General features: G+C 67.4%; 14 protein-coding genes. 8 read left to right on the top strand and 6 right to left on the bottom strand.

Features of this window, described 5'->3' with window-relative positions:
• Positions 1-102 precede the first annotated feature (102 nt).
• The 5 genes from IMW82_RS10940 to IMW82_RS10960 all read left to right on the top strand — a co-directional run bounded on the left by IMW82_RS10940 (position 103) and on the right by IMW82_RS10960 (position 11,338).
• Positions 103-570 carry a Dps family protein gene (locus IMW82_RS10940; RefSeq protein ID WP_108472767.1) on the top strand — a complete coding sequence of 156 codons (468 nt, stop codon included), beginning with the start codon at positions 103-105 and terminating at the stop codon, positions 568-570.
• 207 nt (positions 571-777) lie between these two features.
• The gene (locus IMW82_RS10945) at positions 778-3,378 is read left to right on the top strand and encodes a glycosyltransferase family 2 protein (RefSeq protein WP_211004452.1); all 2,601 of its coding nucleotides are present in this window, start codon (positions 778-780) and stop codon (positions 3,376-3,378) included.
• 142 nt (positions 3,379-3,520) lie between these two features.
• Positions 3,521-5,290, top strand: coding sequence for an autotransporter assembly complex family protein (locus IMW82_RS10950; protein ID WP_211004453.1), 1,770 nt, complete (start codon positions 3,521-3,523; stop codon positions 5,288-5,290).
• A gap of 144 nt (positions 5,291-5,434) precedes the next feature.
• On the top strand, positions 5,435-9,184 hold the full coding sequence (locus IMW82_RS10955; protein ID WP_211004749.1) for a translocation/assembly module TamB domain-containing protein: 3,750 nt from the start codon (positions 5,435-5,437) through the stop codon (positions 9,182-9,184).
• A 102-nt stretch (positions 9,185-9,286) separates the two neighbouring features.
• Positions 9,287-11,338, top strand: coding sequence for a M13 family metallopeptidase (locus IMW82_RS10960; protein ID WP_211004454.1), 2,052 nt, complete (start codon positions 9,287-9,289; stop codon positions 11,336-11,338).
• Between the two features lie 114 nt (positions 11,339-11,452).
• Here the strand turns inward: IMW82_RS10960 and IMW82_RS10965 are convergent, their stop codons facing one another.
• Positions 11,453-11,884 carry a DUF1801 domain-containing protein gene (locus IMW82_RS10965; protein WP_211004455.1) on the bottom strand — a complete coding sequence of 144 codons (432 nt, stop codon included), beginning with the start codon at positions 11,882-11,884 and terminating at the stop codon, positions 11,453-11,455.
• A gap of 134 nt (positions 11,885-12,018) precedes the next feature.
• Between IMW82_RS10965 and IMW82_RS10970 the strand changes: the two genes are divergently transcribed.
• The gene (locus IMW82_RS10970) at positions 12,019-12,240 is read left to right on the top strand and encodes an AbrB/MazE/SpoVT family DNA-binding domain-containing protein (protein ID WP_027493385.1); all 222 of its coding nucleotides are present in this window, start codon (positions 12,019-12,021) and stop codon (positions 12,238-12,240) included.
• A gap of 10 nt (positions 12,241-12,250) precedes the next feature.
• Positions 12,251-12,679: a type II toxin-antitoxin system death-on-curing family toxin gene (locus tag IMW82_RS10975; protein WP_211004456.1), complete on the top strand. Its 429-nt coding sequence runs from the start codon at positions 12,251-12,253 to the stop codon at positions 12,677-12,679.
• Between the two features lie 46 nt (positions 12,680-12,725).
• Here the strand turns inward: IMW82_RS10975 and IMW82_RS10980 are convergent, their stop codons facing one another.
• The 5 genes from IMW82_RS10980 to IMW82_RS11000 form a co-directional block, all read right to left on the bottom strand.
• Entirely contained in the window at positions 12,726-13,664 is a 939-nt protein-coding gene (locus tag IMW82_RS10980) for an alpha/beta hydrolase (RefSeq protein WP_244754293.1), read from the bottom strand.
• A gap of 157 nt (positions 13,665-13,821) precedes the next feature.
• Positions 13,822-15,195 (bottom strand): UDP-N-acetylmuramoyl-L-alanine--D-glutamate ligase, encoded by a 1,374-nt coding sequence (murD, locus tag IMW82_RS10985; protein ID WP_211004457.1) that lies wholly within the window; start codon positions 15,193-15,195, stop codon positions 13,822-13,824.
• A complete protein-coding gene (gene murL / locus IMW82_RS10990; RefSeq protein WP_211004458.1) occupies positions 15,195-16,535 on the bottom strand; it encodes a UDP-N-acetyl-alpha-D-muramoyl-L-alanyl-L-glutamate epimerase in 1,341 nt (446 codons plus the stop codon). The genes murD and murL overlap by 1 nt, the downstream gene beginning before the upstream one ends.
• Before the next feature lie 156 nt (positions 16,536-16,691).
• A complete protein-coding gene (locus IMW82_RS10995; RefSeq protein ID WP_345777128.1) occupies positions 16,692-19,307 on the bottom strand; it encodes a bifunctional aspartate kinase/diaminopimelate decarboxylase in 2,616 nt (871 codons plus the stop codon).
• A gap of 543 nt (positions 19,308-19,850) precedes the next feature.
• Entirely contained in the window at positions 19,851-21,368 is a 1,518-nt protein-coding gene (locus IMW82_RS11000; RefSeq protein WP_211004459.1) for a fumarate hydratase, read from the bottom strand.
• A 443-nt stretch (positions 21,369-21,811) separates the two neighbouring features.
• Here IMW82_RS11000 and IMW82_RS11005 point away from each other — a divergent pair, with 443 nt between their 5' ends.
• Positions 21,812-22,693 (top strand): PhzF family phenazine biosynthesis protein, encoded by an 882-nt coding sequence (locus tag IMW82_RS11005; RefSeq protein WP_211004460.1) that lies wholly within the window; start codon positions 21,812-21,814, stop codon positions 22,691-22,693.
• The last annotated feature ends 4 nt before the right edge of the window (positions 22,694-22,697 follow it).

Consider the following 22,697-nt stretch of genomic DNA (forward strand, 5'->3'; position numbering starts at 1 on the left):
GCCCGATAGTTGCTGGCTATCGACTACATTCGAAGGATTCATTTCACCCGTCACCGCCGACACTCTATCGTTGCTCCATCAACTCACCGGAAGGAGCAGCACATGGCCATTTCCATCGGTATCGCCCGGAAAGATCGCGAACAGGTCGCCAGGCACCTGTCCAGGCTGCTGGCCGACACCTATTCCCTGTACCTGAAGACCCACAGCTTCCACTGGAACGTCACCGGCCCGCAGTTCAACAGCCTGCACACCATGTTCGAGGCCCAGTACAACGCACTGTGGCTGGCCGCCGACGAGGTCGCCGAACGCATCCGCACGCTGGACGTGTTCGCCCCCGGCTCCTACAGCCAGTTCGCCAAGCTCAGCTCGATCAAGGAGGAATCCGGCGTGCCGGCGTGGAAGGAGATGGTGGGCCAGCTGGTCGAAGGCCACGAAGTCGCCGCCGCCACCGCCCGCGACACACTCAAGGCCGCCAATGCCGCCGGCGACGACGGCACCGCCGACATGGCCACCGGGCGCCTGAAGGAGCACGAGAAGACGGCGTGGATGCTGCGCTCGCTGCTGAAGTAGGCCGGCCGGCGCCTCGTCCGCATGCGTGGAAACCGGCAGCAGCTTCCCCCTGGAAGCTGCCGTTTTTGCACCAGCTGCCGTCCGGCCCGCACCGCGCCTGACCTTGCGCTGACCGCGGCCAGCGATCTTTATTGAGCCCGGTGCCATGGATTGGTTAAGCTCCTCGAGCTGTACCGCCTGTTGCGCAGGCTTCCTCCGGGGATTTTTTTGAGCGCCACCGCAGCAAACCACAACACCCGGTATCCGCTGCTCACGGCGATCGTGCTCGCCCTGATCGTGGCCGCGATGAACATCGGGCTGTGGTGGTACGGCAACCTGCCGCGCGGCCCGGAGGACTGGCACGGCAAGGTCGGCGGCTACGCGCTGTCGGTGTTCCAGCGCTACCAGAGTCCGTTCAAGCAGGACTATCCCAGCGACGACGAGATCGCCGGCGACCTCAAGTTGCTGCACCGCTACACGGACCATGTCCGTACCTACACGATGCAGCAGAATCCGCAGCTATACCGGCTGGCGCAGAAGGAAGGCCTGACGGTGCTGGCCGGCGCCGAGATCGACAAGCGGCTGGACAACAACGAGCGCGAGATCGATTTGCTGATCGCCAAGGCGCGCGCCTATCCGGACACGATCACCCGCGTCATCGTGGGCAACGAGGTGCTGTTCCGCAACGACCTGCCGCCCGAGCAGATGATGGCCTACCTGGATCGCGTGCGCGCCGCCGTGCACCAGCCAGTGTCGATCGCCGAGCCGGACTATATCTGGCTGAAGTACCCCGAACTGGCGCAGCACGTGGACTTCATCACCATCCACCTGTTCCCGTTCTGGAACGGCATCGCGCGCAAGGACGCCGTGCCCGCCGCGCTGGGTGCCTACGACCAGATCCGCCAGCGCTACCCGGACAAGCCGGTGGTGGTCGGCGAGATCGGCTGGCCGTCGAACGGCGACCGTCACGAATACGCCGACCCGTCGGTGTCCAATGAGGCGATCTTCATCCGCGACTGGATGAACGCGGCCAAGCTCGAACACATCGACTACTTCCTGCTCGAAGCCTTCGACCAGCCATGGAAGGAAGCGCTGGGCGAAGGCCGCACCGGCGCGTACTGGGGCATGTTCAATGCCGACCGCCAGCTGAAATTTCCGCTGACCGGCCCGGTCACCGAGGACACCGGCTGGCCATGGAAGGCGCTGGCGGCGAGCCTGCTGGCGCTGCTGCCGATGATCTTCTTCGCGCGCCGCTTCAGCCGCTTCAAGCTGATGGGGCGGTTCTTCTTCGCCGCGCTGATCCAGCTGGCCTGCGGCCTGATCGTGTGGTCGGCCACGCTGCCGTTCAACTTCTACCTGAGCTGGGTGGACTGGACGATGCTGGTGCTGCTGTTCCCGGCGCAGATCGCCATCCTCGCCATCCTGCTGATCAACGGCTTCGAGTTCACCGAGGTGCTGTGGCGGCGCGAGTGGATCCGCGAGGCCGGCATGCTGCGGCCCGACCCGCCAGAAAAGCAGCCGTTCGTGTCGATCCACCTGGCCTGCTACAACGAGCCGCCGGAGATGGTGCAGGTCACGCTGGACTCGCTGGCGGAGCTCGACTACGCCAATTACGAAGTGCTGGTGATCGACAACAACACCAAGGACCCGGCGGTGTGGGGCCCGGTGAAGGAGTACTGCGAGAAGCTGGGCAAGCGCTTCCGCTTCTTCCACCTGGAACCGTGGCCCGGCTTCAAGGCCGGCGCGCTGAACTTCGGCCTGAAGGAAACCGCGCCCGAGGCCGACGTGGTGGCGGTGATCGACGCCGACTACGTGGTGCGGCCGGACTGGCTGGCCACCCTCACCGGCCATTTCCACGACCCGAAGGTGGCCGTGGTGCAGTGCCCGCAGGCGCACCGCGACTTCGAGCACAACCGCTTCCGCCGCATGACCGCGTGGGAGTTCGACGGTTTCTTCCGCATCGGCATGCACCACCGCAACGAGCGCAACGCGATCATCCAGCACGGCACCATGACCATGGTCCGGCGCAGCGCGCTGGAAGGTACCGGCGGCTGGTCCGAGTGGACCATCTGCGAGGACGCCGAGCTCGGCCTGCGCCTGATGCATGCCGGCTACGAGCTGGTCTACGTCGACGAGCTGATGGGCAAGGGGCTGACCCCGGCCGACTTCAAGGCGTACAAGAGCCAGCGCTACCGCTGGGCGTTCGGCGCGATGCAGATCCTCAAGGGCCGCTGGAACTGGATGACGCAGCGAGGGCCGCTTTCCGCCGGTCAGCGCTTCCACTTCCTCACCGGCTGGTTCAGCTGGTTCGCCGACGCGCTGCACCTGGTCTTCACCCTGATGGCGCTGTTCTGGACCGCGGGCATGATCGCCTTCCCGCAGTACTTCAGCCTGCCGATGCAGCTGTTCCTGATCCCGGTGATTGGCTTCTTCTTCGCCAAGGCGATCTTCGGCATCGTGCTGTACCGCGCCCGCGTGCCGTGCAGCTGGTACGACACGTTGATGGCCTCGCTGGCCAGCATGGGCCTGTCGCACGCGATCGCCCGCGGCATCCTGCACGGGCTGACCCGCCAGAAGACCTCGTTCGTGGTCACCGCCAAGAGCCGGCGCATGGGCGGCAGCAGTTTCGCCGCGTTCGCCCCGGTGCGCGAGGAAGGACTGATGGCGGTGGCGCTGATGCTGTGCATCGTCGGCATGGCGCTGGGCTACGGCACGCGCTACATCGAAGGCACCTTGTGGATGTTCATCCTCGCCGCGCAGTCGATCCCGTACGTCTCGGCGGTGATCGGCGCGTGGATCGCGCACAAGTCCGGCGACAAGACCGGCTGATGCGGCACGGCCGCATCAGCGAGGCGCGCACGTGATGCTGGTCCCGCTGCCTGCCGATCCAGCAGGCTTCATACGGAGCCAACACCGGGTTGGTTAAGCTCTGCCTCGAACCAGAAAACGATCCGAGGACGGAACCCCACGCATGCGCCGCCTTCCCCGACGCCTGAGCCTGCTGCTTCTGCTGCTGTCCGCAGCGCAAGCGCATGCCGGCGTGCAGCTGCTGGTGGATGGCATTGCCGAGCCACTGAAGTCGGCGGCGATCGCCGGCGTGGAGCTGTCGCAATACGCCACCCGCGACGTCAGCGCGGCCCAGCTGCGGCGCCTGTACGAACGCGCTCCCGGCCAGCTGCAGTCCGCGCTGCAGCCGTACGGCTACTACGACGTCAGCGTCACCGGCGAGCTGCAGCAGGTCGGCAAGGACTGGCGGGTGACCCTGCACGTGCAGCCGGGCGAGCCGGTCAAGGTCACCTCGGTCGACGTGCAACTGGACAAGGAGGCGGCGCAGCTCGCCCCGCTGCGCCGCGCGAAACGCGCGATCGAACGGCTCAGGGACAAGCCGCTGGACCACGGCGCCTACGACGCAGCACGCGACGCACTCAGCGCGCAGCTCACCGCCAACGGCTTCCTCGACGCCCGCCTGCTCACCCATCGGGTCGAAGTCAGCCGCGCCAACCACAGCGCGGCGATCAAGCTGGCCTGGCAGGCGGGGCCGCGCTATCGCTACGGCCGGGTGCACTTCGACGGCGGGCAGTTCGACGAGGGTTTCCTCGACCGCTACGTGCCGTTCAAGTCCGGCGACTACTTCTCGCAGGCCCAGTTGCTCGAACTGCAGCAAGCGCTGAACGGCGCCGACTACTTCGCGGTGGTCAACGTGCAGCCGAACGTGGACCAGGCGCAGAACGGCGTGGTCGACGTCACCGTGCAGCTGGCGCCGGCCAAGCGCACGGTCTATACCGGCGGCCCGTTCATCGGCACCGACACCGGCTTCGGCGTGCGCGGCGGGATGGAGCGGCGCTGGGTCAACCGGCGCGGGCACAAGTGGAAGAACGAACTGGTGGTGGCGCAGAAACTGAAAACGCTGTCCACGCTGTACTCGATCCCGCTGCCCGGCGACAACCAGCGCAGCTACAACGTCGGCGCTAACTTCCGCGACGCCAACACTGCCACCTCGCAATCGCGCACGCTGGAACTGGTCGGCAACGAGACCCGCCAGTGGCACGGCTGGACCCGCACCCTGGGCGTGCATGTGCTGTCCGGCACCTTCACCGTGGGCAAGCGCGGCAACGAACCGGACAACGCGCCCGGCATCGAGCACGGCCACAGCACGCTGGTGTTCGGCGAGGCCGCCCTGACCCGCAAGCAGACCGACAACCCCGACTTCACGCGCCGCGGCTGGCTGCTCAGCGTGGCCGCGCGCAGTACCGCCGGCAGCCTGCTGTCCGACGCCAGCTTCAGCGAACTGACCGCCGACGCGAAATGGATCCGCGCATTCGGCGCGCGCCAGCGCAACCGGCTGATCCTGCGCGGCAGCGCCGGCATCACCTGGACCGACGACTTCGCCGCACTGCCACCGCAGCTGCGCTTCTTCGCCGGCGGCGACCGCTCGGTGCGCGGCTACGGCTACCAGTCTATCGGCCCGCGCAACAGCGCCGATCGGGTGATCGGCGGCCACCACCTGCTGGTCGCCAGCACCGAGGTCGAGCACTACTTCACGCGCAACTGGGGCATGGCCGCCTTCGTCGACGCCGGCAACGCGTTCAGCGGCACCGACTACCGGCCGAAGATCGGCGCCGGCCTGGGCCTGCGCTGGCGCTCGCCGGTAGGCATGATCCGCCTCGACCTTGGCACGCCGATCCATGACGATCGCGCACACGGCATCCAGTTGCACCTGGTGATCGGACCGGATCTGTGATGAAGACGGCATCGGCCAGCTCCCGTCCTCCTCCCTCCCCTGCAACGCAGGGGAGGGTCGGGGAGGGGTCGCTCTTCGTCAATACTGCATCCCCTCTTCCCGGCTTCTCCCTGGCAGAAACCAACGATGGAGCAGGCTGACGGCATGCAGTGGCTCAAGCGCATCGCGATCGCGTTCGCCATCTTGTTGCTGGTGCTGGCAGCGGCACTGTGGTGGCTGCTCGGCACCGGTTCCGGCCTGCGCTTCGCGCTGGCGCGGGCCCAGGCCGCCGCCAACGGCGCGCTGCAGGTACAACAGGCGCAAGGCCGCCTGCTTGGTCCGCTGGACCTGGCTGGCGTGCGCTACGACAACGGCAAGGGCACCGTGGCGACCGTGGCCAAGGCGCATCTGGATCTGCGCTTCTGGCCCTTGCTGGCCATGCGTCTGCATGTACTCGCGCTGGATGTCGACGGCGTCGAGATCGCACTGCCCAAGCCTGCGCCGCACGACAGCTCCAGCTCCGGCAACTTCTCGCTGCAGCCACCGATCGAGCTGATCCTCGATCGCGTGCACGTGGGCACGGTGAAGCTGACGCGGGACGGCCAGCCGCTGTTCGCCTCCAGCCGGCTCGACCTGGCCGGCAGCTGGACCGACCGCGGCATCGAACTGCGCCAGCTTGTGCTGCAGGCACCCGACGGCCACGCCAGCCTCGACGGCAAGCTGGCGATCGGCACGCCATACCAGGGCAACGGCAAGGCCGCCTTCGCCTGGAAGATCGGCGACACCGACTATGCCGGCAGCCTCGACGCGCACAGCGATGGCACGCGGGCGCGCCTCGACCTCCGGCTCACTGCGCCGGCCGTGGCCCGACTGCAGGTGGACCTGACCCAATCCGGCGACTACGCCTGGACCGGCCAGCTCGACGCGCCGCGCTTCGACCCGAAACCGCTGCTTGGCGACAGCTCGCTGAAGGCATTGGCGATCGCCGTGCAGGGGCACGGCGACCGCTACGGCGGCACGCTCGACGGCCGGCTCGGTCTCAACGGCTACCAGTTGCTGCTGCAGCCGCTGCGCGCGCAATTCAGCCACGACTACGCCACGCTCGACCTGCAGCAGCTCAGGCTGGGCTCGCCGCAGGTCAAGGGCAGCATGGAAGCCAGCGGCACCGTGCAGCTCGCCGCCACACCGCTCAGCGCGACGCTGGACATCCGCTGGAACGACCTGCTGTTGCCGGCGGACCTGGCCGGACAGGCGATGGCCAGCCGCGGCGCGCTCAAGGCCAGCGGTAGCGCCGACAAATACCACGCCGAAGGCGACGTCGACATCGGTCCTCCGGGCAAACCTGCGAAGCTGGCGTTGAACCTCGACGGCACGTTGCAACAGGTCATCCTGCACACGCTGCAACTGAAACAGGCACAAGGCGGCCTGCAGGCGCACGGCACGCTGACCCTGCAGCCAGTGTTGGCATGGCGGGCCGCGGCCACCGCCGACCAGTTCGACCCTGGCCAGCTGTTCGCCGGCTGGAACGGCGCGCTGGATTTCGACATCGCCAGCAGCGGCAGCCTGCCGAAGAATGGCGCCGATGTCACGCTGGAGATCCGCCAGCTGACGGGCAAGCTGCGCGAGCGCGCGATCGGCGGCCACGGCAAACTGCACCTGTCGCCCGGCGAGGTGATCGACGGCCAGCTCGAGCTCGCCTCCGGCGGCAGCACGGTGAAACTGGCAGCCCGCCCCGGCGCCAGCAACGACGCCGACCTGCAGCTGGCGATCGCCTCGCTGGGCGACTGGCTGCCGGATGCCGGCGGACGTCTGGACGGCCATTTCAACATCCGTGGCAGGCAGCCCGGGCTCAGCCTCAACGGCCAGCTGCACGGCCAGTCGCTGGCCTGGCAGCAACAGAAAGTGGACGCGCTGCAGTTGATCGTCGGCATCCCCGACATCAGCCGTCCGGCCGGCAAGCTGGATCTGCAAACCCGCGGCGCGTACCTGCAGGGCCTGCAGTTCCAGCAGCTCCACCTGCTCGCCGAAGGCAGCCAGGGCGACCATCGGCTTGATGTCGAGGCCCGTGGCAGCCAGATCTCCGGCTCGCTCGCCCTGCACGGTGCACTGAAGGGAGCGGCGTGGAACGGCACGCTCTCCACGCTCGACCTGGAACCACAGGGCATGCCCGGCTGGCACCTGCGGCAACCCGCCCGGCTCAGTTACAACGCCGGGGCGATGGGCCTGTCCGAACTGTGCCTGAGCGCCGGCGACCCGCAGCTGTGCGTGACTGCACAACGGGACAAACGCGGTAACCTCGACGCCAGCTACCGGCTGCAGGCGCTGCCGCTGGCGCTGCTGCTGAACGCCAGCGGCAACGCCGACCTGCCGATACAGGCCGACGGCAGCATCGAAGGCAGCGGCAGGATCCATCGCAGCGCCGCCGGTGCGCTCAGCGGCAACGCGTCGATCAGCTCGACACAAGGCAGCATCAGCTACATCGACCATGCCGACGAGCCCCTGCTGCGCTACGACCAGCTGCGTCTGACCGCCGACCTCGCACCCGCCAGCCAGCGCATCGAGGTGCATGGCGGTCTCGACGACGGCGGTCGCATCGACGGTCAGGTCACGCTCACCGGCGCGCGGCAGGCATTGGGCGGCCAGCTCAACCTGCGCCTGAACAGGCTCGCCTTCATCGAGCTGTTCAGCAGCGAGGTAGCCAACGTCAAGGGCGGCATCGACGGCAACTTCCGTTTCACCGGCACGCTCAAGCAACCGGCGATCAGCGGCCAGGCTGACGTACGCGGTCTTGCCGCCGAGCTGCCTTCAGCCGGACTCAAGCTGAGCAAAGGCCAGCTCACGATCAGCACCGCCGATGCGCGGCAGTTCCTGATCCACGGCCAGCTGACGTCGGGGGCCGGCGCGCTGGCCATCGACGGTAGCGCCGGCCTCGGCACCGGTGCGCAAACGCATCTGACACTCAAGGGCAGCCAGTTCACCGCCGCCGACATCCCCACCGCCAAGGTGGTGATCTCGCCCGACCTCACCGTGAAGCAGGACGCCAACGGCATCGACATCGGCGGCGCGCTCGGCATCGACAGCGCCGACATCAACGCGGATAAACTGTCCGGCACCGGCGCCACCCGGCCTTCGCCCGACGTGGTGGTGGTCGATGCGAAACAGCAGCAGGAAGCCGCCAGCAAGCTGCCACTGAGCGCCGTGGTCAAGGTCGATCTCGGCCGCAAGACACATGTCGTTGGCATGGGCCTGGATGGCCGCGTCGGCGGCACGCTGACCGTGATCGAACGCCCGGGCCGCGCCACCATCGGGCAAGGCCAGCTCACCGTCAACGGTACCTACAAGGCCTACGGCCAGAACCTGGAGATCCAGCGCGGCCAGCTGCTGTTCGCCAGCACGCCGATCGACAACCCGGGCCTGAACATCCGCGCGGTGCGCAAGCTCAACCCGAACGCCACCATCGACGAAGGCCAGGAAGTCGGCCTGCTGGTTTCCGGCACCGCGCAGCGACCGATCCTCACCGTGTTCTCCAATCCGGTGATGGAGCAGTCCGACGCGCTGTCCTACCTGGTCACCGGCAAGCCGTTGTCGCAGGTGAAGGGCGGCGAAGGCGACATGGTGGGCGCGGCCGCGCAGGCGCTCGGCTCGGCCGCCGGTAACCTGCTGGCCAAAAGCATCGGTGCGAAGCTGGGCGTGGACGATGTCGGCGTGTCCAGCAACGCGGCGCTCGGCGGCAGCTCGGCGTTCACCGTGGGCAAGTACCTGTCGCCGCGGCTGTACCTCAGCTACGGCGTGGGCCTGTTCGAGCCGGGCGAGGTGATCACCCTGCGCTACCGCCTCAGCAAGCGCTGGAACTTCGAGGCGCAGCAGGCCACCGAATTCAGCCGTGCCAGCCTCAACTACCGCATAGAGAAATAGCTGCCGCGGGCAATGCTGACCTGCCGGCGTAGTCCATAGGTCATGCCCACAAGGCCGCCGCAGCGGACTATCGTGGACGTTTCCAAAGACCGAGGAACCACCATGCAACGCATCCGATGGGTACTGGCGACGGCGATCCTGTGCAGCCCTGCGGCATGGGCGGCGACACCGGCCAGCCCGCCTTCCGGCATCGACCTGGCCGGCATCGACCATGGCGTGAAGCCGGGCGACGATTTCTTCCGCTACGCCAACGGCCAGTGGCTGAAGACCGCGCAGATTCCCGCCGATCGCTCCAGCACCGGCACCTTCCTCAAGGTGTTCGAACGGGCCGAGAAGGACACCGCCGAGCTGATCCGCAACGCCAGTGCCGGCCACCCGCCCACCGGCAGCAACGCGCGCAGGATCGCCGACTATTACGCAGCGTGGATGGATACCGCCACCATCGAGCAGCATGGCCTGGCCCCGCTCAAGCCGGAGCTGGCGCAGATCGACGCGATCAGCTCGCGCGAGGACCTCGCCCGCGTGCTGGGCAGCCGCCTGCGCGCCGACGTCGACCCGATCAACGCCACCCACTTTCACACCCAGAACCTGTTCGGCCTGTTCGTGACGCAGGGGCTGGAAGATCCCTCGCACAACATCGCTTATCTGCTGCAGGGCGGCCTGGGCATGCCCAGCCGCGACTACTACCTGTCCAGCGACCCGCACATGCTGGCAACGCGCGGCAAGTACCTGACCTACATCGGCGTCCTGCTGAAGCAGGCCGGCATCGCCGACGCAGCGGCCAAGGCAAGAACCGTCCTCGATCTGGAGACGAAGATCGCGAAGGCGCAGACGGACCTGCTCGACAGCCAGGACATCCACAAGGCCAACAACCTCTGGCGCATGGCCGACTTCGCGCGGAAGGCGCCGGGCCTCGACTGGGCCGGCTACTTCAAGGCCGCCGGCCTGGACGGCCAGCAGCAGATCGACACCTGGCAGCCGAATGCGGTGACCGGCCTGTCGGCGCTGACCGCCAGTGAGCCGCTGCAGGCGTGGAAGGACCTGCTGCTGTTCCACACCATCAACCAGAGCGCCGGCCTGCTGCCGAAGGCCTATGCCGACCTCAGCTTCGACTTCTACGGTCGCACCCTGCAGGGCACGCCGCAGCAGCAGCCGCGCTGGAAGCGTGCGGTCGGCGCCACCAGCGGCGACCTCGGCGACGCGGTGGGCCAGCTCTACGTCAAGCACTACTTCCCGGCGTCGTCGAAGGCGGAAATCGAGCAGCTGGTGAAGAACCTGATCGCTGCCTTCAACGACCGCATCGACACGCTGAGCTGGATGACCCCGGCCACGCGCGAAAAGGCCAAGGCCAAGCTCGCCACCCTGCGCGTCGGCGTGGGCTACCCCGACAGCTGGCGCGACTACAGCTCATTGCAGATCCGTGCCGACGACGCACTCGGCAACCACCTGCGCGCCGACAAGTTCGAGTACGAACACCAGCGCGCCAAGCTCGGCCAGCGTGTCGACAAGGGCGAATGGTGGATGACCCCGCAAACCGTCAACGCGCTGAACCTGCCGCTGCAGAACGCGCTGAACTTCCCCGCCGCGATCCTGCAGCCGCCGTTCTTCGACCCGCATGCCGATGCCGCCGCCAACTACGGCGCGATCGGTTCGGTGATCGGCCACGAGATCAGCCACAGCTTCGACAACATGGGCGCGGAGTTCGACGCCGAAGGCCGCCTGGCGAACTGGTGGACGCCGGAAGACCTGGCCCACTTCAAGGCCGCCGGCCAGCAACTGGCGAAACAGTTCGACCAGTACGAGGCGCTGCCCGGCCTGCACGTCAACGGCGAGCAGACCCTGGGCGAGAACATCGCCGACGTCTCCGGCCTCACCATCGCCTACCTCGCGTACCACAAGTCGCTCGGCGGCAAGCCCGCCCCGGTGATCGACGGCCTGACCGGCGACCAGCGCTTCTTCCTCGCCTTCGGCCAGACCTGGCGCGGCAAGATCCGCGACGCCGCCCTGCGCCAGCGCCTGGCCACCGACGTGCACGCGCCCGGCGACTTCCGCGCCGAAACCGTGCGCAACCTTGACCAGTGGTATCCCGCCTTCGACGTGAAGCCGGGCGAGAAGCTGTACCTGGCGCCGAAGGACCGGGTAAAGATCTGGTAGACGTTTGCCACCGCTGAAAACGAAGGGCCGCATGCAAGTGCGGCCCTTTTGCGTGGTGCTCGAGCGGTTGTGGCCACAGGCGACTCCGCCAGAAAACCGGCCGGCAACCAGGACCTACTTCTTCCTGGCTGCCCGCTGGGCAAGCGCTGCGCCATTGGCCGCCACCGCGGCGCGGATGAGTTGCCTGAAGGCAGTGGCGTTGACCTGCTCGCCTTCGCGCAAGTCGATCGCACGCCGCGCGTTCCCTTCCAGACTGGCGTTGAAAAGCTTCTTCGGATCGCTGATGGCGGCACCGCGGGCGAAGGTCAGCTTCACATACTGCTTGTACGACTCCCCGGTGCAGACAATGCCGTCATGCGACCACACGGGCGTTCCCCCTGACGTCGGCTTGGCCCATTTCCACTCCTCCTGGATCCCGGGGTCGGCTTCGTGGATAAGCTGGCGGACACGTGCGAGCATCTCGCCCCGCCAATCCCCCAGCTCCTGAATCCGCCGGGTGATCTTCGCTGACGCGGTCTCGCCATCCGGATGATCTGTCGGCTTCATGTTTTCTCCCTTCCCGTTTCGCTGGCCGGGTCTGCGCAGGCAGGGGAAGGAGCATAACCCGCAACGTCACGGGCGTTGCGCCCAAGCCATCTCCCAATGTATAACATACGTTATAACAAACCTCGGAGACTGCCATGAAGCTGAAGATCACCACCATCGGCAACTCCGCCGGCGTCATCCTGCCGCGCGAACTGCTGGCCCGCCTGCGCCTGGAAAAAGGCGACGAACTGTTCGCCCTGGAAACCCCCGACGGCATCCGCCTCACCACCTACGACCCCACCCTGGCCAGGCAGATGGAAGTGGCCGAGGAAGTGATGCGCAAGCGGCGCACCTTGTTGCACAAGCTGGCGCAATAGGCAGATGAACATGATCATCTGGATCGAACGACCACTCGCCATCGCGATCCACGAACGCCAGTTGGCCGAACATGGCGGCGGCATCGGCGTGCGCGATGAACACCTGCTGGACTCGGCGCTAGCCCGCCCCCAGCAAGCGCATGCCTATGGCGATCCGCCGCCTGATCTTGCCGACCTGGCCGCCAGTCTCGCCTTCGGCCTGGCCCGCAATCACCCCTTTGTCGACGGCAACAAGCGCACGGCGGCCGTGGCTTGCGAAACCTTCATCATGCTCAATGGGGGTGTCCTGGCTGCCGATGACCTTGAGCTGTATCCGCAGTATCTCGCCCTCGCCGAAGGCAGCCTGGCTGAAGCCGAATTCGCCGCATGGCTGCGCCAGCACATCAGGCTCGACACCGGTTCAAGCGTCAACGAGCCACCCGCACGCTACGCGCGCTGAATCCGCCTGCTACACACCCGGGACGGACATGCGCGCCCGACCATGCTCAGTCCTGCACCATGCCGATCGTGTGCAGCCACGCTTCGGCCAGCTTCGACCAGCCGGTGATCGGGTTCGCGGTGGGACGCAAACCGAAGGCATGGCCACCATGCGCATACAGGTGCATTTCCGCCGGCACCTTCGCCTTCGCCAGTGCGGTGTAGTAGACCAGCGACTGATTCACGCCATCCACGTAATCGTCTTCCGCCTGAACCAGAAACGTCGGTGGCATTTTGCTGGAGACCGGCACGTTGGGATTCAACTTGTCATCATCCGTGGCGAGATGTCCCGGATAGATCGGCATGGCGAAATCCGGTCGCGCGCTTTCCCGGTCGGCTGCATCCACCGGCGCATACAGGTGACGATCGAAGTTCGTGCTGATTTCCGCCACCAGGAAACCGCCGGCCGAGTAGCCCAGCACGCCGATCCTGTGCGGGTCGACGTGCAGCGCGGCGGCTTGCGAACGCACCAGCCGCATCGTCCGCTGCACATCCTGCAACGAGGACACCGACAAGGCGAAGTTGTGCGGACGGCAATCGCACTTCCAGTCGTAAGGCAGGCTCGGCACGCGATACTTCAGCAGCACGCAGGTGATGCCACGCGAGGTCAGCCAGTCGCAGGTCTCGGTGCCTTCCAGGTCGATGGCAAGGATCTGGAAACCGCCGCCGGGAATCACGACAACCGCCGCGCCCGTATTCTTCCCTGTGGGCGCATACACCGTCATGGTGGGCCGCGTGACATTGGTCACCGCCGTCACCGGTTTGCCCGCCAGCAGCTTCTCGCTCACCGTCGCCGTTTCCGGCCCGGGCACCGGCTGCAGATCCGGCGCCGCACCCGGCCATATCGATACCTGCGTGTGCCCGGCAGCAGGCTGCCAGACCGGTGTCTTCGCCTGCACGCTGGTGCACAGCGCCAGCAGTCCAAGCGCAGCGATGCAAAATTTCATGGCGACTCATCCTTGCTGGCGCGTGGCCAGGCGGCATGTATGGGACGGGAAATCAGCGGGAGCACAGCGTGCCTACCCTGCGTGAGGTATCGGCCCGGCAGCGGCAGGTTTTGTGGCTTTCCCGGGATGAGTCGCCGACAGCAGCCTGTGCAGGGATTCAGCCGCCCTGCGCTCCCTCGATACCCAGCCCGTCGATGCTGGCGATCCCGGCCGAATCAAACCCTGCCAACGCGCTGAACCGCCGCCCCCGCTCCGCATAGTCCTTGAACTGATCGAAGCTGGGCGCTCCTGGCGAAAGCAGGATCACGCCCGCGGCGGGAGTGCAGGCCCTGGCCTCGGCGACCGCCGCTGCCAGGTTGTCGACCAGCGTCAACGGACAGGCGATGCCTGCTGCGCGCAAGGCTTCGGCGATGCGTGCGCCGTTGCTGCCCATGCAGACGATCGCGTGCGCCGGGGTGTTGCGCATCACCTCGACGAACGGCGTCCAGTCCAGCCCGCGGTCGTGGCCGCCGACCAGCACGGTTACCGCGCGACCGTACAGGCTTTCCAGTGCGGCCAGCGTGGCCAGTGGCGTGGTGCTGATCGAGTCGTTGACCCAGTGCCAGCCGTCGTGCTCGCCCAGCGGTTGCAGGCGGTGCGGCAGCGGGCGGAAGCTTGCCAGTGAAGGCGCGGCGGCCAGCGCATCCATGCCGATCACCTCCAGCGCAGCCAGCGCGGCGCAGGCGTTCAAGGCGTTGTGCAGGCCGGGCGCGGCCAGTTGCGCCACGGGGAATACCTGTTGCGTGCCGCGGCAGATGACCTCGCCTGCAACGTGCCAGCCTTCGGCCTGGCCGAACAGCAGGCGCTGCGGATGTGAGCCGGTGAGGGCCAGCAGATTCGGCTGCAAGGCGTTCACCAGCAGATGGCGCGACACGTCAGCCAGCTTCAACTTGTCCGCCACGTAGCGCTCGCGCGAGCCGTGCCAGTCCAGGTGTTCCTCGTACAGGCTGGTAATCACGCCCAGTTCCAGCGGGCCGGCTTCGCCGGTCTGGAAGCTGGACAGCTCAATCACCCACAGGTCGGCGCGCTGGTCGAGCAGCTCCAGCAACGGCAGGCCGATATTGCCGGCCAATGCAGTGCGTACGCCGAGTGCGCGCGCCAGGTGTGCGATCAATGCGCTGGTGGTGCTCTTGCCCTTGGTGCCCGTGACCGCGATCACGCGGGCATGGGGGTTCTCGCCGAACCAAAGCGCGGTGCCTGAGGTGAACTGTGTGCCTTGCGCCTGTGCGGCCAGCAGTGCCTGCTTGTAGGCTGAGATCCCAGGCGATTTCACCACCACGTCGAACTGGCCCAGCGTCGCTGCATCCGGTTCGCCGGCGACAACCTCGAGCGCGGCATCGAACGCGCGCGCGGCGTCGACTTCGGCGGCGCTGCAGAACAAGGTCAACGGCTGACCTGGCAACCGCACGCGCAGGGCCTTGATGACCGCGTGACCTTCGCGCCCGAAACCCCAGATCGCCACGCGGCGACCGGCCAGGTCGGTAAAGCGCATCAACCGATCGCCGCCAGCGCGGCCTGCAGCCGTGCCGGCACGCGATGCTCGGCAGACGGCTCAAGCCACGGCTCCAGCGCCAACTGTGCGATATCGAGCTGCGGCAGGATCTCGCTGCGGAAGCGTTCGACCAGTGCGTCTTCCTGCCATTCCGGCCGCTGGCTCAGTGCGTACATCGCGGCGCGCGCCTCGGCGCCCTCGCCCACGCATTCGAACGGCTTGTGGTCCTGGTATTCCAGCAGCGCGTCGAAACCGGCGGCCTGCGTTTCATCGTCGAGCAGGTTGCGACCGAAGATCGCCAGCAGCCGCGGCTTGGGCAGGAACGGTGCCAGCGCCAGGAACACGAAGTGGCATTTCGGGCACTGCCCGCACCAGCGGTCGACCGGCTTCGGGCCGAGCAGCTTGAAGTTGCGGTTGCAGCTGGAGAACACGTCGAAGTACGGCGTCAGCTTCGCGAACGCGCGGGTGATCGCCAGCTCCGAATACGGTCGCAGCAGCGAGCAGTAGTCGAGGTCGGCGGCGACGTGGCTGTGCAGCCAGTCACCCAGAAGGCGCTCGAACGCGAGGCTCTTGCTCCACTGGTGATTCACCTGCTGGCCGTCGTATTCCAGCGTGGCGGCCGAGGCGGAGCGTTCGTTGGCAAAGGCGATCGAATCGTAGCCGTACAGGATCGCCGCCACGGCGAGGATCGCCGAGTTCACCGCGGTCACCGGGATATGCCCGTTCCACGCGCCCAGCCGGTTCAGCTCGAACAGGCCCGGCGCCAGCTCGCGCTGGATGTTCAGCGTGGGCAGCCCGGTGCGTTCGGCGCAGGCCGCGATCAGCGCGGAATTGCCGACCCACACCGCGGTCGCCTCGCGGCCGATGGCCTTGATCGCCTCCACCGCCACCAGCGAATCCTTGCCGCCGCCGATCGGCACCAGGGTGCGCCTAGGCAGATCGAGCGCGCCGACCGAGGGCGCACTGCCACCGCGAGGGAACGCGATCCGACCACGCAGATCCAACCCGTTGCGGTAGGCAAACTCGGCCAGGCCATGCAGGTACAGCTGGTCCAGCAGCTCGGCGGTGGCATCGTCGAGCGGGCCATCGGCCAGCTCGATCTGCGGCGGCACGCCGGCCTTGTAGTAGCTGACGCCGGCGATCAGGTGCAGCAGCTTCAAGGCGGCGTCGAACGCCGCCGCACGCGCGGCCGGCAGCGCCGGCGCCTGCGGGAAACGGATGCGCTCGACCAGTTCCTCGCCATCGTCGAACGCATACGCCAACTCGGCCACGCCATCGGCGTAGCTGCAGCGCACGAAGCGGAATACCTGGGTCAGGCGCGGCTGGATCGTGTGGCTCACATCTTTCTCCATCGCCCGCATCACCGGAGCGAACAGGCTGATTCTAGCTTCGAGTGGTACCGGTCCGATGGCTTTCGGCGGGCAAAGGGCGGGACAAACGACGATCCTGCGACTTTCGCCCGCCCCCATGGACAGGCGAACCAGGCGAACTCCGGATCAGGCTTCGATCACCACTTCGTCGGCCTCGTCGCGCAGGTTGTAGTGCGAGGACATCACCTTGCCATAGGCGCCGGCCTGCGCGATCAGGATCACGTCGCCCTCCTGCGCTTCCTGCAGGCGGCGGTCGGTACCCAGCACGTCACCGCTCTCGCAGATCGGGCCGACCACCTGGTACAGCGCGGTGGCCGGTTCGCCGAGCCGGCTCAGGTTGACGATCTTGTGCCAGGCGTCGTACAGCGCGGGGCGGATCAGGCTGTTCATGCCGGTGTCGACGCCGAGGTAGCGGAAGCCGCCCTTATCCTTCTGCTGGGTCACCCGCGTCAGCAGCACGCCGGCGTCGGCCACCAGGTAACGGCCCGGCTCGATCCACAACTGGTACTGCGGATAGACCGCCTTGACCTCGCGCAGCGCACGGTCGAGCGCGGCGATGTCCAGCGGCGCCTCACCCGGATGCGCCGGCACGCCGAGCCCGCCGCCGATATTGAGGAACACCACGCTGCCAATGCGCTCGGCCAGGCTGGCCAGCTGCGCGTACACCTCGCCCCAATGCGCGGCATCGAGCACGCCCGAACCCAGGTGTGCATGCAGGCCGCGCACGCTGACGCCATGCGTCTCGGCCAGCTGCAGGAACAGCGGGAGCTGATCCAGCGGCAGGCCGAACTTGCTGCCACTGCCGCCGGTACGCACCTTCTCGTGATGGCCCAGGCCGCGGCCCAGGTCGATCCGCAGCACGATCTCGCGGCCACGGAACAATTCACCCCAGTGCTGCAACGGGTGCAGCGCATCGAGCGTGACGGTGGCGCCGATGCCCAAGGCCAGCACGTAGTCCTCGCGCGGGGCGAAGTTCGGCGTGAACAGCGGCGGCGCCACTTCCGGCACGATCGCGCCCACCGCAACCAGCTCGCCGGGCGAGACGCATTCGAACGCGAAGCCCTCCTCGGCCAGCGCGCGCAGGATCGCCGGATGGGTGTTCGCCTTTACCGCGTAGTGGAAACGGTCCACCGCCGCCAGCGACTTCAGCTCGCGCGCCTGCTGGCGCACCGTGGGCAGGTGGTAGACGTAACGCGGCGTGGCTTCGGCGGCCAGCTGCAGCAGGCGCGACCGCTGCGCCTCGCGCCACCACGCCGGCACCACTGGAACGACTTCGCCGCCGCCATACAACATCTGCCAGCTGGGGCCGAACAACGCACTGTCGTCGGTACGCAGCGCGCCGGCGCCGATCAGCAGGTCGTGCAGGTGCGGCAGCAGCGCATCGACCACTTCCTCGTCCACCACGAAAGTGAGGTTCAGGTTGTTCGACGACTGCGAAATCATGTGTACGCGCAACTGGCCGAACTCGGCCAGCACGCCGGACAAGGTGTGCAACAGCGAGCGCATGCCGCGGCCGACCAGGGTGATCGCGGCGCACGGAGCGATCACCTTGACCCGGCACACCTTGGCCAGATCCGACGCCAGCGCCGCGATCGCGTCGGAATCGAGCAGGTTCTCGGTGGGGTCGAGCGACACGGTGACGTTGGTCTCGGCCGAACCGATCAGGTCCACCGACAGGCCATGCTTCTTGAACTGCGCGAACACGTCGGCGAGGAAGCCGACCTGCTGCCACATCCCCACCGACTCCATCGAGACCAGGGTGATGCCCTTGCGCGCGCTGACCGCCTTGACGCTGGGCGCGTGCGCGCGCACCTCGGGACCGATCACCGTGCCCTCGAGCTCGGGGCGGTTGGTGTCCTTGATCAGCAGCGGCACGCGCGGTTCGCGCAGCGGCGACAGGCAGCGCGGGTGCAGCACCTTGGCACCGGTGGAGGCGATTTCCTGCGCCTCCTCGTAATCCAGCCGCTGCAGCAGGCGCGCGCCCGGCACCTGGCGCGGGTTGGCGGTGAACATGCCAGCCACGTCGGTCCAGATCTCCACCCGCTGCGCCTTCAGCAGCGCACCGAAATACGCGGCCGAGGTATCCGAGCCGCCGCGGCCGAGCAGCACGGTGCGGCCATGCTGTTCGCGCGCAATGAAGCCCTGGGTGATGAACACCTCGCCCAGCGCGGCGAGTCGCGCATTCAAAGCCGGGTCCGGCTTCGCCTCGACCATCGCCGACAGCAGCCGGGTGCGCTCGTTCTGGTTCGGCAACGCAACCGCCGCCAGGCACTCGCGCGCGTCCAGCCACTGCGTGGACAGGCCGCTGTGGCTGAGGAACGCCGCGCCGAGTGCGCTGGACATCAGTTCGCCGTGCGCCTGCACCTGCGCCTGCCAGGCCAGCTCGCCGCGCGCCGCGGGACCGTCTTCGGCCAGCCGCGCCAGCTCGCTCAGCCGCTCGCCGAGCGTGTCCGGCAACGCCAGTTGCATGTGCTCCAGCAGGTCGTAGTGACGTTGCGCAATCGCGCCGGCCGCCGCCTTGCGTTTGTCCTGCCCGCCCTCGCCGCACAGCTGTTTCAGCGCGTCGGTGATACCGGTCAGCGCGGAAACGACGACCAGCACGCGCGCGCCTTCGGCACGGCGGCTAGCGACCAGTTCGCGGATGTTCTGCCAGCGGGGAAGCGTGGCGACACTGGTGCCGCCGAACTTCATCACGATCCAGGGGGCGTCGGCGGAGAGCGGCGCGGGGTTGGGCGGGGTCACGAGGGTTCGCTTTCGGTGGTTGGGATTTGGAATCGGGTCAGTGTTGCGCTGCGTCATCGCAAATGCAATGGGTAGCGGCTGATGGAGCGTTTGGACGTATGGACGTCTGAATGGTTTTCTGATCCCTCCCCTGCCTGCTCCAAGGGATTTCTTCGATCGCAGGTGAGGGTCGAAGTGGGGTTCTCCGGGCTTTCGGTGACGACGCCAAAGGCTGCATCGACCGGAAGGCTTTCGAGTGGCACTTTGGGGCTTTTGGGTGACCGTGTGCTACCCCTCCTCAATCCTCCCTCCCGCAAGGGGACTTCCTTCGGTCGCTGAAGGAGAGGAGGCGAACGCCACCCGGGCCTCGCGCCCTGCTCCCTCCCCTGCTTGCAGGGGAGGGCTGGGGTGGGGTGCTCTTGGCTTTTGATCGTGACGGACGAGATTGCCTTGTTTGTCGGGCGTTTGCGTGGTGCTTTTGGGCTTTGCGGCGACCCTGGGCTACCCCTCCTCAATCCTCCCCTGGAAGGGGAGGAGGCGAACGCGTGCGCTGCGCGCACTTCTTTATTGAACAAAGACGGGGATCTTGCCGATGCGGGACTGCCATTCGCGCGGGCCAGTCTGGTGCACCGAGCTGCCACCCGAATCGACCGCCACGGTCACCGGCATGTCCTCGACGGTGAACTCGTAGATCGCCTCCATGCCGAGATCGGCGAAGCCGACCACGCGCGAGGCCTTGATCGCCTTGGAGACGAGGTACGCCGCACCGCCCACGGCCATCAGGTACACCGAGCGGTGCTTCCTGATCGCCTCGATCGCAGCGGGGCCGCGCTCGGCCTTGCCGACCATGCCGAGCAGGCCGGTCTGCGCCAGCACCTGTTCGGTGAACTTGTCCATGCGCGTCGCTGTGGTGGGGCCGGCCGGGCCGACCACTTCCTCGCGCACCGGATCGACCGGGCCCACGTAGTAGATGAAGCGGTTCTTGAAATCCACCGGCAGCGGCTCGCCCCGGTTGAGCATCTCGACCATGCGCTTGTGTGCGGCGTCGCGGCCGGTGAGCAGCTTGCCGTTGAGCAGCAGGGTCTCGCCCGGCTTCCAGCTGGCGACGTCGTCCCGGGTCACCGTGTCGAGGTTCACCCGGCGGCCCTTGGACGCGTCGTAGGTGAGCTTCGGCCAGTCTTCCAGCGACGGCGGATCAAGCATCACCGGGCCGGAACCGTCCAGCACGAAGTGCGCGTGGCGGGTGGCGGCGCAGTTCGGGATCATCGCCACCGGCAGGTTCGCCGCGTGGGTCGGGAAATCCTTCACCTTCACGTCGAGCACGGTGGTGAGGCCGCCCAGGCCCTGCGCGCCGATGCCGAGCGCATTGACCTTGTCGAACAGCTCGATGCGCAGCTCCTCGGCGCGGTTGGCCGGGCCGCGCGCGATCAGCTCCTGGATGTCGATCTCCTCCATCAGCGCCTCCTTCGCCATCAGCATCGCCTTCTCGGCGGTGCCGCCGATGCCGATGCCCAGCATCCCCGGCGGGCACCAGCCGGCGCCCATGGTGGGCACGGTCTTCAGCACCCAGTCGACGATGGAGTCGGACGGATTGAGCATGACGAACTTGCTCTTCGCCTCGGAGCCGCCACCCTTGGCCGCCACGATCACCTCGACGGTGTCGCCCGGCACGATCGACATGTTCACCACCGACGGCGTGTTGTCCTTCGTGTTGATGCGCTTGCCGGCCGGGTCGGCCAGCACGCTGGCGCGCAGCTTGTTGTCCGGGTCCATGTATGCGCGGCGCACGCCTTCGTTGGCCATGTCCTCCAGCGACATGGTGGCGTCGTCCCAGCGCACGTTCATGCCCACCTTGAGGAACACGGTGACGATGCCGGTGTCCTGGCACAGCGGCCGATGGCCTTCGGCGGCCATGCGCGAGTTGATCAGGATCTGCGCCATCGCGTCCTTCGCGGCGGGCGATTCCTCGCGCTCGTACGCCGCGGCGAGGCTCTTGATGTAGTCGACCGGGTGGTAGTAGCTGATGTACTGCAGCGCGTCGGCGACGGACTGGATCAGGTCTGCTTGCTTGATGGTGGTCATGGTTTGGACAGGCGGCTTCGATTCGGGGATCAAGGCACCGGTGAACGGCTGTTCCCGGCGCACAACCCTCTTATTGTGCCGCAAATCGGCCCGCCGCCCGTAAGCGGCCCACCGCCGCATGCCCCGGCATCATGCTTCCGCACATCCGACGCGCGGGTACATGCCGCAAGAAATTCCGGGCGATCGAGCACTTCCATGATCAGACACGCGGGTCCACACTCGCGCGGCCAGCGCGGATGGTCTTCAGGGGCCGCGACGGGGTGTGGGGTGGACTCGATTGCAAGCTGCCGGCGAACTGCCGCAGCCACAACGGGCCCGACGTTTCGACTACGAGTTCCATGCCGGCAAGAACGGCGATGCGCCGCGCGCCGGCATTGCTGTCTGTCACTTGCCGGCAGCGCCCGCCGGTACCATCTCGGGCGGTTGCCAGACCGGAAACCACCATGCCCCGCAACCGCAGATTCATCCAGCTCGACGTGTTCTCCGCCAGGCCGCTGCTGGGCAACCCGCTGGCCGTGGTGGTCGACGGCGACGGCCTGGACGACGCCACGATGCAGGCGTTCGCGCGCTGGACCAACCTTTCCGAAACCACCTTCCTGCTGCCGCCGACCAGCGCCGCGGCAGACTACCGCGTGCGCATCTTCACCCCACGCCAGGAACTGCCGTTCGCCGGCCATCCCAGCGTGGGCAGCGCGTATGCCGCGATCGAGTCCGGGCTGGTGCCGCCGGACAAGCGGCAGTTGCTGCAGGAATGCGCGGCCGGGCTGCTGCCGGTGCGCGTCGAGGGCAGCGGCAGCGAGCGGATCATCCACGTGCAGGCGCCGCCGGCCGAGTTGCGGACCGTGGCAGCACAGCAGCGTGCCCGGCTCGGCTGGGCCGTGCATGCCGAACTGGCGGAAAGCCAGCTGCGCCTGATCGACAACGGGCCGCGGTGGTTCGTCTGCGACCTGCACGAGGAGGCCGCGGTGCGGCAGCTGCAGCCCGACCTGGCCGCGATCGGCGCGCTCTGCCAAGCCGCCGGCGCCGTCGGTGTCAGCGTGTTCGGCCGGCAGCGGACGGGCGAGGCGAGCATGGCGGTGCGCGCGTTCTGCCCGGCCGACGGCATTCCCGAGGACCCGGTCACCGGCAGCGCCAACGCCGCGATCATGGCCTTCCTCGCCGAGATCGGCGACCCGGCGGGTTATGGCCTGCACTACCGCGCCAGCCAGGGGCGCGAAGTGGGCCGCGACGGCTGCGTCGAGGTGGTACGCGACGCGACGGACGGCAGCATCAGCGTCGGCGGTGCCTGCGCCGTGAGCATCCGTGGCGAGCTTCAGCTGGACTGAATAC

Origin of the sequence: Rhodanobacter sp. B2A1Ga4 (genome assembly GCF_018101315.1) — a bacterium.
Taxonomy (GTDB): Bacteria; Pseudomonadota; Gammaproteobacteria; order Xanthomonadales; family Rhodanobacteraceae; genus Rhodanobacter; species Rhodanobacter thiooxydans_A.